Source organism: Pseudomonas sp. GM17 (assembly GCF_000282175.2).
Lineage (GTDB): Bacteria > Pseudomonadota > Gammaproteobacteria > Pseudomonadales > Pseudomonadaceae > Aquipseudomonas > Aquipseudomonas chlororaphis.
The window spans coordinates 2087002-2100957 of sequence record NZ_CP124732.1; the positions used below are offsets into that span (position 1 = coordinate 2087002).

General features: G+C 62.8%; 18 protein-coding genes. All 18 read left to right on the forward strand.

The window, feature by feature from the left end:
- Positions 1-7 precede the first annotated feature (7 nt).
- Entirely contained in the window at positions 8-340 is a 333-nt protein-coding gene (locus PMI20_RS09310; protein WP_007924012.1) for a phage baseplate protein, read from the forward strand.
- Positions 337-1332 (forward strand): baseplate J/gp47 family protein, encoded by a 996-nt coding sequence (locus PMI20_RS09315; protein ID WP_007924011.1) that lies wholly within the window; start codon positions 337-339, stop codon positions 1330-1332. Before PMI20_RS09310 ends, PMI20_RS09315 begins: the two co-directional genes overlap by 4 nt.
- Positions 1329-1964 (forward strand): phage tail protein I, encoded by a 636-nt coding sequence (locus PMI20_RS09320; RefSeq protein WP_007924010.1) that lies wholly within the window; start codon positions 1329-1331, stop codon positions 1962-1964. The genes PMI20_RS09315 and PMI20_RS09320 overlap by 4 nt, the downstream gene beginning before the upstream one ends.
- Positions 1965-3527: a phage tail protein gene (locus tag PMI20_RS09325; RefSeq protein ID WP_007924008.1), complete on the forward strand. Its 1563-nt coding sequence runs from the start codon at positions 1965-1967 to the stop codon at positions 3525-3527.
- A gap of 10 nt (positions 3528-3537) precedes the next feature.
- Entirely contained in the window at positions 3538-3963 is a 426-nt protein-coding gene (locus tag PMI20_RS09330) for a tail fiber assembly protein (RefSeq protein WP_081502430.1), read from the forward strand.
- Positions 3964-4063: 100 nt separating this feature from the next.
- Entirely contained in the window at positions 4064-4285 is a 222-nt protein-coding gene (locus tag PMI20_RS09335) for a hypothetical protein (RefSeq protein WP_007924006.1), read from the forward strand.
- A gap of 2 nt (positions 4286-4287) precedes the next feature.
- On the forward strand, positions 4288-5454 hold the full coding sequence (locus tag PMI20_RS09340; RefSeq protein WP_007924004.1) for a phage tail sheath protein: 1167 nt from the start codon (positions 4288-4290) through the stop codon (positions 5452-5454).
- Complete coding sequence (locus tag PMI20_RS09345) at positions 5454-5960, forward strand: phage major tail tube protein (RefSeq protein WP_007924002.1); 507 nt, start codon at positions 5454-5456, stop codon at positions 5958-5960. The genes PMI20_RS09340 and PMI20_RS09345 overlap by 1 nt, the downstream gene beginning before the upstream one ends.
- A 127-nt stretch (positions 5961-6087) precedes the next feature.
- A complete protein-coding gene (locus PMI20_RS09350) occupies positions 6088-6669 on the forward strand; it encodes a phage tail assembly protein (RefSeq protein WP_007924000.1) in 582 nt (193 codons plus the stop codon).
- A gap of 128 nt (positions 6670-6797) precedes the next feature.
- On the forward strand, positions 6798-9068 hold the full coding sequence (locus PMI20_RS09355) for a phage tail tape measure protein (protein ID WP_007923989.1): 2271 nt from the start codon (positions 6798-6800) through the stop codon (positions 9066-9068).
- Positions 9068-9451 carry a phage tail protein gene (locus PMI20_RS09360; protein WP_007923988.1) on the forward strand — a complete coding sequence of 128 codons (384 nt, stop codon included), beginning with the start codon at positions 9068-9070 and terminating at the stop codon, positions 9449-9451. Before PMI20_RS09355 ends, PMI20_RS09360 begins: the two co-directional genes overlap by 1 nt.
- Positions 9444-9656 carry a tail protein X gene (locus tag PMI20_RS09365; protein WP_007923987.1) on the forward strand — a complete coding sequence of 71 codons (213 nt, stop codon included), beginning with the start codon at positions 9444-9446 and terminating at the stop codon, positions 9654-9656. Before PMI20_RS09360 ends, PMI20_RS09365 begins: the two co-directional genes overlap by 8 nt.
- 10 nt (positions 9657-9666) lie before the next feature.
- Positions 9667-10686, forward strand: a complete 1020-nt coding sequence (locus PMI20_RS09370; RefSeq protein ID WP_007923985.1) for a contractile injection system protein, VgrG/Pvc8 family — start codon at positions 9667-9669, stop codon at positions 10684-10686.
- A 177-nt stretch (positions 10687-10863) separates the two neighbouring features.
- On the forward strand, positions 10864-11448 hold the full coding sequence (locus PMI20_RS09375; protein WP_007923983.1) for a phage tail terminator protein: 585 nt from the start codon (positions 10864-10866) through the stop codon (positions 11446-11448).
- Positions 11445-11627 (forward strand): DUF2635 domain-containing protein, encoded by a 183-nt coding sequence (locus tag PMI20_RS09380; RefSeq protein ID WP_007923975.1) that lies wholly within the window; start codon positions 11445-11447, stop codon positions 11625-11627. Before PMI20_RS09375 ends, PMI20_RS09380 begins: the two co-directional genes overlap by 4 nt.
- Entirely contained in the window at positions 11627-13123 is a 1497-nt protein-coding gene (locus PMI20_RS09385) for a phage tail sheath subtilisin-like domain-containing protein (protein WP_007923974.1), read from the forward strand. The genes PMI20_RS09380 and PMI20_RS09385 overlap by 1 nt, the downstream gene beginning before the upstream one ends.
- A 66-nt stretch (positions 13124-13189) precedes the next feature.
- Positions 13190-13537, forward strand: a complete 348-nt coding sequence (locus tag PMI20_RS09390; RefSeq protein ID WP_007923973.1) for a phage tail tube protein — start codon at positions 13190-13192, stop codon at positions 13535-13537.
- Positions 13534-13830, forward strand: a complete 297-nt coding sequence (locus tag PMI20_RS09395) for a phage tail assembly protein (protein ID WP_007923972.1) — start codon at positions 13534-13536, stop codon at positions 13828-13830. The genes PMI20_RS09390 and PMI20_RS09395 overlap by 4 nt, the downstream gene beginning before the upstream one ends.
- Positions 13831-13956: the final 126 nt, after the last annotated feature.

Genomic DNA, 13956 nt, shown 5'->3' on the forward strand with positions numbered 1-13956 from the left:
GCTTCCCATGATTGGAGTCGATAGAAACACCGGCGCCGCGGTCGATGACTGGCTGCAGTTCGTGCAGCGCGCGACCCGCGCCCTGACCACGCCGCTGGGCACGCGGCAGAAGCGCCCGTTGTACGGCTCGCTGATTCCCGACCTGCTGGGCCAGAACCTCGGCGATGACTTGCTGATCCTCGCCCAGAGCCATGCGGCGCAGGCGTTCTACAACGAGCAGAACGGTATCGGCGATTTCGAGCCGCAGGTCATAGTCGCCAGCCGGCGCGGCGCCGGGTTGCTGTTGCGTTTCGCCGGCACCTGGAAAAACCGCCAACAGACGTTCGAGGTCGTGACATGAGCATGCTGATACCCGGTGAACACCAGTTGGCCGAGCCGGCCATTGTCACAGTCGAAGAGTTCGAGCCACTGCTCGCCGAGTTCAAGACCTTCGTCGTCGATTACGTGGCCCAGCGTTCCCCCGCCAATGCGCAGAAACTGCAGGCCAGCCTGGCCAACGAAAGCGAGCTGCTGACCCTGGCACTGGAGGCCTTCTGTCTGCGCCTGCAAACCCATGAGCGTAAGTACAACGCCCGCATCAAGCAGATGCTGGCCTGGTGGGCCACCGGTAGCAATCTCGATGCACGGCTGGCGGACATGGGCCTGGAGCGGCAGTTGCTCGACCCGGGCGATCCGGCGGCCTTTCCGCCGGTCCCCGCGGTCTATGAAAGCGACCAGGATGCGCGCCTGCGCTACTACCTGGCGCCCCACGCGCCGGCCGCCGGTTCGCGCATGCAGTACCGCCGCGAAGTCTTCACCCTCGGCGAGCGGCCGACAGTGAAGGTGGACTCCACCGAGGCGGGCGTGGTGACCGTCACCTACACCTTCGACCCGGACGGTTTCGCCGCTCAGGTCAAGGATGGCAACGGGCGCCGTACCGCACCGGGCGAAGTCCAGGTCACCGTGCTCTCGCGGGAAGGCGACGGCACCCCGTCCGAGGACCTGCTCGAAGGCGTGCGCAAACACTTTGCGCGACCGGACGTGAAGCCGGAAACGGATCGGGTGACGGTGCAGGCGGCACAGATCAAACCCTACAAGATCCGCGTGGTGGCCAAGATCAACCCGGGGCCCGATTCCGGACTGACCCAGCTCGCCACGCAGCAGCAATTGCAGGCGTACGCCGACAGCTGCCATCGCCTGGAAGGGCGGGTGGATCCGAGCTGGATCGATTACACGCTGCATGCCGCGGGTGCGGTGCAGTTGGAGATTCTCGAACCCTTGGCGCCGATCGTCACGACGGCCTTCCAGGCGCCGTACTGCACGGATGTCGAGGTTGAGGTGCTCACGCTATGAAGGACGAAGCCGTTCACCCGAGTCTCCTGCCGGTCAACAGCTCGCCTCTGGAGCGAGCGCTCGACCTCGGGTTTGCCCGCTTGCTCGAACGTGTCGCGCCGCCGTTTCCGGAGCTGATGAGTCCCGCCGAAACGCCGGTGGAGTTCTTGCCCTATCTCGCGGCTGATCGGGGTGTCGGCGAGTGGCGCTCCGAAGCGCCCGAGGCCGAAAAACGCTTGACGGTCGAACTGGCCTGGCCCACCGCGCGCCAGGCCGGTACACGCAAGGCGCTGGAAAATGCCGCCAAGGGTTTGCAACTGATACCCGAGGTTCGCGCCTGGTATGAGCAGACCCCAGCGGGGGCGCCTTACAGCTTTTCGGTCAGGGCCTTCACCGAGCAGCCCTACAGCGAAGAGATCGACGCGCGCCTCGATCGGCGCCTGGCGGATGCCAAAAGTGAACGCGACACCTTGGCGGTATCCGTGGGCCTGAGCGCATTCGGTTCCCACTCCATCGCGGCGGCGACCGTCTGCGGCGAGTTGACCACCATCTATCCGATCGTCGTCGAGGGGCTCGAAGCCTCGGGCCAGGCCTTTATGGCCGCCGGGCTGTACAGCGTCGAAACATCCACTATTTATCCTCAGGGGTCCTAAATGGCCGACTATTACACCCTGCTTACCAATGCGGGGATCGCCTACGAAACTGCCTGCAAGGCAGCAGGCGTACCGATCAATCTGTCGCAGATTTCCGTCGGTGACGGCGGTGGCGCGGTTTACAACCCGGCGGCGACCGCCACCGCACTCAAGCGCGAAGTCTGGCGCGGTCCGCTCAATGCCCTGTTCCAGGACGAGAAAAACCCCAGCTGGCTGCTGGCCGAAGTGACTATCCCGCCTGAGGTCGGCGGCTGGTATGTACGCGAGGCCGGGCTGTGGACCGATACAGGAATCCTTTACGCCATCGTCAAGTATCCGGAGTCGTTCAAACCGGTGCTGGCGACTTCGGGTTCGGGGAAAGAGTTCTATATCCGCTCGATTTTCGAGACCAGTAATGCGTCGTTGGTCACGCTGCTGATCGACGATACGGTGGTAAAAGCCACGCGCGCCTGGGTGGCGGGTTATGTCGCCGATGAGTTGGCCAAGCTCGACAGTAAACAATCGGTGCGGGCAGCTACTGCGGCCAATATCGTGTTAAGCGGTGCTCAAGCGATCGATGGCGTAGCCGTGGTTGCCGGGGACCGTGTGCTGGTGAAGGCGCAATCGCTAGCCAAGGACAATGGCATTTATGTTGTTGCCAACGGTGCCTGGACTCGTTCGAAGGACGCTGATGCAAGCGTCAAGGTTACGTCTGGGCTAATCGTTTCCGTCGAGGAAGGAACCTTGTTGGCGGACACTATCTGGCAACTGGTTACAGACGGCTCCATCGTTCTGGACACCACGGCCCTGACCTTCCAGAACATCACCAAAGGATTTGCGCCGCTCAACTCACCGGTGCTGACCAACCCAACGGCGAATACCGCGCCGCAGTTCGACAATTCAAAGGCACTCGCCACTACGGAATTCGTTGCGCGTGCGCTCGGAAGCTTCAGAGGCGGTACTGGTATTTCAGCAAGCCGGACATTGACTGGCGATGATCTCGGTAAGCGTTTGGAGCTGGCCGCCGGTGTCACGGTGGCATTGCCTGCAACTTCGTCCGTACCTGATGGGGCTGCTATGTTGATATCGGCAGGGCCGCAGTCCACAAGCTCAAGGGTGACTGTTGCCGCGGGGGATCAACTGGCAATGAACAACCTGGCTGTGACAGTTCCTTACACGCTGTCGCCTGGTGGGGACTTCATTGCGATACGAGAGGCGAATGTGTGGCGCTGCCACTCCGGCAGTGAAACTCTGCGAACGTCTGCGCTCTTTGCTGCTTCGCTGGTGACAAGCGGCTACCAAAAGTTACCGACTGGGATGATTCTTCAATGGGGAAGGGTTAGTGGTAATGCCCAAGTGATTGCTATGACTTTCCCTGTTTCCTTTCCTAACGCATGTGTTGCTATTTCAAGTGCGGTTCTTAATGTTGGCCAGCAGAATGCTCCGTATACATTAACTGTGTCGAATCTTTCAAAAACAGGGTTTTCCGCACTTAGGTCTTATAATTCTAATTTCCCTGGATCAACTACGCAGGCAGGTGGGTACGCGGTAGAGGATTGCACTTATATGGCTATTGGTTTTTAAAGGAGGGGGCATGTTTTATTCAGCAAATAATAATGGTTTTTATAGTCGGGAAACTCATGGTGATCATATTCCGGATGACTCTATTGAAATAACGGATAAGCAATATGAGGAGTTGCTCGACGGACAGAATACTGGCAAGAAAATTTCATCGGGAGAAGGTGGCCATCCGGTTCTGCTTGATCCGGCTCCGCAATCTCCTGAGTTTTTTGCAGGAGTCGAGCGGGCATGGCGTGGCGGGCAGCTTACGGCTACTGATGGTGTTATTTCGCGTCACCGTGACGAGCTGGAGGAGGGGCCTACTACCTTGACTCCTGCGCAGTACGCTGAGCTTCAGGCGTACCGCCGTGCGCTTCGCAATTGGCCAGAAGCTGATGAGTTTCCACTGATTGATCGACGTCCTGCTGCGCCCGATTGGCTGGCTGAACAGCTCCAATAAACGCCCCGCATCGACGGGGCGTTTTCTTATCCGCAAAGCAACACACAACACCCAACAGCCCCACTCCACCTGGGGCTTTTTCGTATCTGGAGAGACTGAAATGGCTAACCGCCAAACCTACACCGTCCTCGTGCCGTTCCCCACCGGCGGCGGCCACTGGTCGAAGGTCGATCAACAGCTCGACCTGCTCGACGTCGAGGCCAGTGCCTTGCGTGCCGCCGGTCGCCTGGAACTGACCAGCGCCCTCGCGGCGCGCCAACCGGCCGAACCGGCCACCCCATCCACCGCGGCCAAAAAGGCCGCTGCCAAGAAGGCTGAATAACCATGGCTGAGGTTCTGAACTTCGAGCACAACGGCATTACCGTCAATGCCACCGAATCCCCCGAGGCCATGGGTGGCCTGGGTGACAACGTCATCGGTCTGGTCGGCACCGCGCCGAAGGCCGACCCGCTGATTCCGCGCAATGCGCCGTTCCGCATCAACAGCTTCACCACCCAGGCCCTGCTGGACCCGACCGGCGCTGAGTCGGGCACCCTGTTCCAGGCGGTGTACCAGATCCTCAAAGTGGTCAAGGTCCCGGTCTATGTGGTGATCGTCGAAGAGGGCGCGACCCCGGCCGACACCGTCAACAACGTGATCGGCGGCGTCGATGCCACCACCGGCCGCAAGCTCGGCCTGGCTGCCCTGGGCAGTGTCCCGGAAGACCTGACCATCATCGGCGCGCCGGGCTTCACCGGTACCAAGGCGGTGGCCGGTGAGTTCGCTGCCTTCGGCAAGCGCATCAAGGCCCGTGTGGTGCTCGACGGCAAGGACGCCTCGGTCGCCGACCAGGTGACTTACAGCAAGGAGCTGGGCGGCGCGGACCTGGGTTTCGATCGCTGCCTGGTGGTGCACAACATGCCAGCCGTGTACTCCAAGGCGGCGAAGAAAAACGTGTTCCTGGCGCCGTCGAGCCTGGCCATCGCCGCGCTGGCCAAGGTCAAGCAGTGGGAGAGCCCGGGCAACCAGGTGACCTTCGCCGAAGACGTATCGCGGACCGTGGAATACAACATCCTCGACACCTCGACCGAGGGCGACCTGCTCAACCGCTACGGCGTCAGCTACTACGCCCGCACCGTGCTCGGCGGCTTCTCGCTGCTGGGTAACCGCTCCATCACCGGCAAGTTCATCAGCTATGTCGGCCTGGAAGACGCCATCAGCCGCAAGCTGGTCAAGGCCGGGCAGAAAGCCATGGCCAAGAACCTGACCAAGTCCTTCATGGACCAGGAGGTCAAGCGCATCAACGACTGGCTGCAGACCCTGGTCGCCGACGAAACCATCCCGGGCGGCAGCGTGTACCTGCACCCCGAGCTGAACAGCGTCGAGAAGTACAAGAACGGTACCTGGTACGTGGTCATCGACTACGGCCGCTACGCGCCGAACGAGCACATGGTGTATCAGCTCAACGCCCGCGATGAAATCATCGAGCAGTTCCTGGAGGATGTTCTCTAATGTTTACCAACCGCGTAAGACAGGCCATCGCGGCCACCCTGCAAGGCCTGCCGTTGTCGGCGACCGTGGAAGAGTTCACCCCGCCGAAGATCGAATTCGACATGGAAGAGATGCGCGGCGGGCGCTTCATCGGCGAAGAAATGGCCAAGGGCGGTAAGGCGCTTAACGCCAAGCTGACCCTCCAGGGCGTAGGCCCGGAAATCATGCTCGCCCTCGGCGTGAGCGTGGGCGACGACATTCTGTTGAATGTGCGTGAAGCCGGCCAGGACCAGGACGGCAATACTTACTTCACCTACCACACGGTCGGCGGCAAGTTGAAATCCCTGGAAGAGACGATGCTGAAAATGGGTGAAAAGCCCAAGACCAATCTGGAACTCAGCTGCCGTACCTACAACCGCCTGGAAAACGGCGTGCCGGTGATCGATATCGACGTGCGTACCCAGAAGTTCATGCTCAATGGTGTCGACATCCTCGGTGATGCGCGCCGCGCTGTGTTGATGCCGTAACCCGCGACACTTCCCCTTTGTAGGCGCGAGCCGGCTCGCGATGACGGCCTGACAGCCCGCATCGCAAGCGCTGTTCATCTCCTGTCGCGAGCCCGCTCGCTCCTACCTTTCACATAGGAATTCATTCATGTCCTGGACGCCTCCGATCCATGTCCTGCTGTGCCCGATCACCGCCGACGATGAGTCGCAGATCGCGCAGATTCAGCTCAAGCCATTGTTCTACGCCGTGCAGAAAGAAGCGCTGGCCCGCGCCGGCGACGATGAGGACGATCAGTTCTTCGAGCTGGCGAAACTGGCCACCGGCCTGTCGGTGAAAGAGTTGGATCAGCTCAAGCGACCGGATTACGTGAGCATTGCGCAGTACGTTCACGAGATGTCGACCCGTCCGACCGCCCACTTTCTCAAACAGGCCGAGGGCGAGATCAACGAGGACAACCCGGACCAGGTGCAACTGCTGTTGCCGCTGGCCGTGGCAGGCCAGGACGTGACCTTGCTGACCCTGGAAATGCCGGCGCTGCGGGCGACCAAAGCGATGAAAAAACTCAAGACGGCCAAGGAACGCGCCGAGTTCATCACCGCCCACTGCACCGGCCTGATGATTCCCGATCTTGCCCAGCTGACGGTGCCTGACTGGACCCAGCTGCAGGTACGCATCGACGATTTTTTAAACAAACCGGCGGCCTTCTTTCGGAGCGCGACATCGAAGTGATACTCGATGTGGTGCCGCTCATTTACTCGGTGAGTGAAGCGGAAATCCTGGAGTGGGACGCCGGCAAGGCATTGCGCCGCTACGACATCGCGATCACTCGCCTTGGCGTGAAACAGGAGTAGAGCGGGATGGCGGACGATAAGTTTTCGCTCAAGTACACCGCCGTCAAGGAAGGCTGGTTGACGTTCGGTGACATCAGGTCGGTCGACCTGAACACGCCCGTCGCGAGCATCGCGCCGTCGGGTGGATTGGCAGCCCAGCCCAAGGATCGGCTACCCGGTCTTGACCGGGCACTGGATACCCTCAGCGCCGATATCGGGTTGCTGGTGACTAGCCTCGACGCCCTGAACCTGACGCTGTCGTCGCAACGTCTGCGGCAGGCGATTACGGCTACCCAGGCTGGCGGTGCCAAGGGCGAGGCAGGCCAGCAAAAAAGTACGGGCAAGGCAGGCGGCGGCATCGAGCCGCCGGACCTGCTCAAGCCTGCGATCAGCATGGACTCGGCGATGGCCGACCTGGGGCGCCTGGTCGATTTCCAGGGGCGCGATCGCGAAACAATGGCCGTGGAAAACCAGCGGATGGCTGCGCTTCCACAGATTGCCGCCGGGGGAACCAAGGCGGTCGATCTGGTAAGGATCGAATACACGGCGGCCAAGGCGGGGATCGGTAGCGATCAAGGCTCGGGCGAAGCCAGGCAAAAGGCGTTGCTGGCCTTTGCCGATGCTGCCGCAATCACCGCGACGGCATTCAAGATATCGGGCACGGATGCCGGGGAGATGATGGCCGGCTGGCGCACATCGATGAAGCTCAACGCCGGCCAGGCCATGGATCTGGCGGATGCGACCAATCACCTGGGTAAAGCCCCCGGTGACGCCGAGGCGGCTGATATCGGGGCCATCCTCCAGCGTCATGGTGGTGCGGCGACCTCGGTTGGCCTGGCGCCGGTGCAGGCCGCGGCGCTCACGGCGGCATTGCTCAACAGCGATACGTCCAAGACCGATGCCGGCGGTGTGCTCAAGAATATCGTCACGACCCTGGGTAAGGGCGATCAGGCAACGGCGACTCAGCAAGCGGCCTGGAAGGCGCTGGGACTGGACCCGGCGAAAGTGGCCGGGGGCTTGCGCGAGGATGCCGGGGGAACTGTGGCATCGGTGCTGCAGGCTCTGAACAGGCAGCCCGCCGAGAAGCGGTCGACGCTGGCCACGGCATTGTTTGCCGAGGGCGATCAGGCGGTGCTGCGTCTGGCACAGAATCTCGATGACGTTAAGCAAACCTTCTCCCGGGTAGCCGGCTCGGATCCAGATGTCCCCTCGGAGTCGAATTACCACGGCTCGGCACGGGAGTCGGCGCTGGCGCAGTCAAAGACCCAGAAAACCACCTGGGACACCTTCGAGGCACGCACCGAGCGACTGTCCACTGCCGCGGGCAACGCGTTGGCACCGGTAGTCGACAGTACGCTTACTCCTCTTGGCGAGTTGGTGGATGGCCTCAGCGAACTGGCCGAAACCTTTCCCAAGGTCACAGCCGCCATCGTGCTGCTCGGCGCGGCGCTGGCGCCATTGATCGGCAAGCAGGCCAAGGCGGTGGTGGACGAGGTGTTCAACCGCGGCGCCAAACGCATCCTTGACGGTGCAGGCGCTCGCCAGCCCGGCGCTCCAGGTTCTTCGGGCGGTCCCAGTGCTCCGAGTTCCCCGAGCGGTCCGAGCATAGATGTTCCCCAGGAACAACGTTCCAAAGGCAAGGCCGCAAAGAGGGCCGCTAAAAAGGCTGCCCAGAAAGCGCTGAACGCCACGGCTGCTGTTCCAGGTGCAGGTTCGTCCTTTGCTTTTGGTCTGTCCGGGTCGCAGGCCTCGGTTCGTTCCTTGAGCCGCAGGGCTCCAGGGCCGGCGAAGTACCTCGGCGCCGCGGTGGATGTCGCCGAAGGCCTAGTGACCGGCGATACCCAGATGCTCGCTTCTGGCCTGGGAACCGCCGGTGGCGGCTGGGCGGGGGCTTCCGCAGGGGCTGCCCTCGGCGGGGCGATCGGCAGTGTCGTGCCCATCATCGGAACGGCTCTCGGTGCGGCCGTCGGTGGACTGTTCGGCGGCTATTATGGCGGTGACTACGGCGCCAGCCTGGGCGACAAGCTCGGTGCCCTGGTCGATCGCCTCAGCTCGCCGGAGCAGGTCAAGAACGACCTGGTGGGCGGCCAGCTGGCGAACCCGGCGGGTGCCGGTCAGGCAGTCAACCCGCCGATCACCTTCGCTCCGGTCATTCAGATCAGCGGGCCCGATCAAGCCAGCTCCCAGCATATTGCCGACCTCGTGCTGCAACAGCTCAGGGCGCAGTTCATACCCTTGATGATGACCGACCCACTCGCGGTAAGACGCGGTGCCGCCCTGAGCGATGGAGGTGTTTGATGCGACAGCAAATGGTGCTGGGCAGTTTTATTTTCGGCCAGTCGCGGGGGTTCGCTTACAGCTCCCTGGTGCGCAAGTCGGGTGGTGGTTGGGTGAGCCTGGAGATTCTCACCAGCAAGCCTAAATCCAGCCAGACCGGTCAGGGCCTGCAAGGGCTGACAATCAGTGGCAAGTCCATGCGTGCGATCGCCATGACGCGGCTCGATGAGTTGCGTGCCTTGCAGGCGTTGCGGGTGCCGCTGCCGCTGGTCGATGGCATCGGCCGTAACTGGGGCCTGTGGCGAATCGACAGTGTGTCCGAGAGCCAAAGCTACGTGATCGATGACGGCACGGCGATGGTCAACGACTGGGTCATAGAACTGACGGAGTTCATCAATGCGTAAGGTCAGAAGCATTGCCGGCGATTCGGTGAACCTGTTGCTCTACCGTGAGTTCGGACGCAGCGATGATGCCGCCGAGGAAGCGCTCTGGCGTCTCAACCCAGGGCTGGCCGAGCATGGGCCGGTGCTGCCGGCGGGGCTCTGGGTGAAACTACCCGAGCTGGAGACCCGGCCGGTACTCGCTACGCCGGTATCGGCCTGGGATTAAGGAGGGCGACATGGCACTTGGATTTACGCCGTCGGTAGAGATCTACGGCGCCAACGCGGCGCTGCTCAATGAGCGTCTGGTGCAATGGCAGCACATCGACGCGGCCGGAATCGAATCCGATCAACTGACCCTGACCCTCGATACCGAAGGGCTCGACGGGTTGCCCAGCTTGGGCGGCCGCATCGGCTTGCGGGTCGGTTACCTGGAGTCGGGCATGGTGGACAAGGGGCAATTCATCATTGCCCGGCGCACCCCCTTCCTGTACCCCATGCGCCTGGTGCTGGTGGCCACCGCCGCGCCGTTCAAGGAGAGCGACGAGACGGGTTTCAGGCGCCGCCGATCCGCCAGCTACGGGCCGATCACCCTCGGCGCGCTGTTTCGTCAACTGGTCACCCGCCACGGGTTTTCGCCGCGGGTGGCGCCGGAGCTCGATGGGGTACAAATCGCTCATGTCGATCAGTCCAACGAAACCGACATGAGTTTTCTGACGCGTCTGGCCAGGGCCTACGGCGCGGTGACCAAGCCGGTGAACGGCCTGTATGTGCTGGCTCGCAGCGGTCAAGTCAAGTCCCTGTCGGGACAAACGCTGCCGGATGTGCGCTTGTCGGTGACCCGGGATAACCGCCCGGGGGATTCGGCCTTCATCTCGGCCAAGGTCGATGAGGAAAGCCGCTCGAAATTCCAGGGTTGTCAAAGCACCTGGTGGGACAGCGCCGCCGCCAAGGAGCGAGTGGTGCAGGTTGGTAGCGCACCCTTCAAGAAGTTGAGCCAGCGTCGGGCCAGCGAGCAGGAAGCCCAGGCCGCGGCCATCAGCGAGATGCGCAGGCAGGAGCGTGAGGCGCGCAATATCCAGATCGAATGCCCTGGCAACCCGGCGTTGTCGGCCGAGGGGCTGGTCCTGCTCGACGATACCTGGCCCGGCTTCATGCGGGGACGCTGGTCGATCAAGAAGGTGACCTCCAGCGGCGCCCGCACCAAGGGCTATCGCTGCACCCTCTCGGCCAAATGCCTGGAGCCCCAGCCGGACTGAGTATGCCCGGCCCAACGGCGGCCTGATCTCCCTGGCCGTCCGCAACCTTTCCCTCTGTCAGCCCCTGATAAAGCTCAAGCCTATGTGGGGGAGGGGAGCGTTCGCCTTTTGCGCATCCGCCAATGGCTGTCGGGTGGCCCCCAGGTTTCTTATCTCATTCGATTCTGGAGCTTCTTGATGAAGATCACTCCGATCCTCACGCAACTGCGCGATCACTGCCCCGGCCTGGCCAATCAGGTGGCTGTCGGCGTCGATCTCGCGCTGCTGCAAAGCAATACCGCGTTGCCCACCCCCAGTGCCCATGTGACGCCGATCGCCGATCTGGCCAGCCCGAGCACCGGGCAGAACGTTACCCGCCAGGCCATCCGCGACCGCTTGGCGATCACCCTGGTGCTGGACGCCAGCGACGGCCGGCAGGCCCTGGAGCAACTCGAAAGCCTGCGTGCCGAGTTGTGGCGGGCGCTGGTGGGGTTCAAGCCGGGTGCGGACTACAACCCGATCGAATACGACGGGGGCGAGCTGGTTTCGCTCAGCGCCACGCGGTTGTTCTATCAGCTGCGCTTTTTCGCCGAGTTCCAGCTGGGACGCAACCTGGCCAGCCAGCCGGCGGAAACCTGGCGCGAGCGTGAACTGGACGGCCTGCCGTCCTTTACCGGGGTCACGGTGCGGGTCGATGCCATCGATCCGGCGGACCCCAACCTGCAACACCCGGGGCCCGACGGGCGCCTGGAACTGACTTTCTCTGGAGACGTAACGCAATGAGCAAACGCATCACTGTGCTGCCGGCCGCGGGCCGCGCCGTGCCGGACCCCGAAGCCGGCGACCTGCTGCCGCTGGAAGGCCGTGAAGTCGACGACAACGCCTGGTGGCGCCGGCGTCTGGCCGATGGCGATATCACCCTCAAGGCCGCGAAGGCGGCCAAACCACAAGGAGCCAAATAATGGCGATCGGATTCAGCAATATTCCGGCGGACATTCGTGTGCCGCTGTTCTACGCCGAGATGGACAATTCGGCGGCCAATAGCGCTTCTTCGGCGATGCGCCGACTGATCGTGGCCCAGGTCAACGACAGCGTCGCGCCGGCCGAAACCGGCAAGCTGGTGCTGGTGTCCAGCGCCGCGCTGGCCAAGAGCATCGGCGGTCAGGGCTCGATGCTCGCTTCCATGTACGAGACCTGGCGCAAGACCGACCCGGTCGGTGAGATCTGGTGCCTGCCGCTGCACAACGTCGAAGGCAGCGTGGCCAAGGCCGAGCTGAAGTTCACCGGCACCGCCAGCGCCAGCGGCGTGCTCAACCTGTATGTCGGTGGTGTGCGGGTTCAGGCCGCCATCGTCAATGCCGCCACCGCGGCTCAGGCCGCCAGCGCGCTGGCGCTGAAAATCAATGCCGCCGCCGACCTGCCGGTGAGCGCCGCGGCGGTCGAGGGCACCCTGACCCTGACCGCCAAATGGACTGGCGACAGCGCGAACGACATCAGCCTGCAGCTCAACCGCCTGGGCAAGAGCAATGGCGAAGAAACCCCGGCTGGCTTGAGCGTGACGGTCGGAAAAATGGCCGGCGGCGCCGGCGTGCCGGATCAGGTTGCCGCACTGGCGGCCCTGGGCGATGAACCTTTCGAGTTCATCTGCATGCCGTGGACCGACACCGCGACCCTCAACGCCTGGCAAGCCGTCATGGATGACAGCACCGGTCGCTGGTCCTGGGCCAAGCAACTGTTCGGTCACGTCTACAGCGCCAAGCGCGGCACCGTCGGCACCCTGGTGGCGGCAGGGCAAGCACGCAACGACCAGCACATCACCATCCAGGCCCTGGAGCCGGGCGTACCGCAGCCGTTCTGGGTGCAGGCCGCGGCACTGGCCGCGCGCACCTCGGTGTTCATCTCCGCCGATGCCAGCCGTCCGACCCAGAGCGGCAGCCTGCCGGGTGTCGATCCGGCGCCGGCCAGCGAGCGTTTCACCCTGACCGAGCGTCAATCGCTGCTCAGCTACGGCATCGCCACCGCCTACTACGAAGGCGGCTATGTACGCATCCAGCGCTCGATCACCACCTACCAGAAGAACGCCTACGGCCAGGCCGACAACTCCTACCTGGACAGCGAAACCATGCACCAGTCGGCCTTTATCGTGCGCCGCCTGCAAAGCGTGATCACCAGCAAGTACGGGCGCCACAAACTGGCCGCCGACGGTACCCGCTTCGGCGCCGGCCAGCCGATCGTGACCCCGAGCACCATTCGCGGCGAGCTGATCGCCCAGTACGCCAAGCTCGAACTGGAAGGCCACGTGGAGAACGCCGAGCTGTTCGCCGAGCACCTGATCGTCGAGCGCGACAGCCAGGACCCGAGCCGGGTCAACGTGCTGTTCCCGCCGGACTACATCAACGGCCTGCGAGTGTTCGCGCTGCTCAACCAATTCCGTCTGCAGTACGACGCGGCGGCTTAAGCCGAGCCTCTTTCACTGCGCTTTTCCAGCCCGCCTAGTGCGGGCTCATTTTTTGGGAGAAACACCATGGGTCAACTGATTGCGGGCACCTGCTACGTCAAAGTGGACGGCGCTCAACTGACCATCAACGGCGGCTGCGAAGCGCCGCTGATGTCCGTGAAACGGGAAACCATCGTGCCGGGCTTCTACAAGGAAACCGACATTGCCCCGTCCTTCAAGGTCACGGCGCTGCACACCCCGGACTTCCCGCTCAAGCAGCTGGTGGCCGGTTCCGACATGACCGTCACTTGCGAGTTCAGCAACGGCAAGGTCTATGTCCTGGCCGGCGCCTACCTGGTGGAAGAGCCGGTCTCCAAGGGTGACGACGCGAGCATCGAACTGAAGTTCGAAGGCATCAAGGGGACCTGGCAATGAGCGATAGCGTAAAGCTGCGTGTGGCCATCGAAGCCCACGGCGAACCGCTGACCGAACTGACCCTGCGCCGCCCGACGGTGCAGGAAGTGCGGGCGATCAAGGCGCTGCCGTACAAGATCGACAAGAGCGAAGAAGTCAGCCTCGACATGGATGTCGCGGCCAAGTACATCGCGGTCTGTGCCGGCATCCCTCCGTCCTCGGTCAACCAGCTCGACCTGGCCGACCTCAACGCCCTGAGCTGGGCGGTCGCGAGTTTTTTCATGAGTGCGGCATCGGAGCCATCAGCGACCTGATCGCGGTTGCCTATGACCTGGCCTGGTTCTGGAAGGTTGACCCCGAACAGATGATGGCCAGGCCACTGGATGTGCTCCGGGAGTCCCTGGAGCACGCGCAACGGATCAATGCGATGCAGCAGGTGC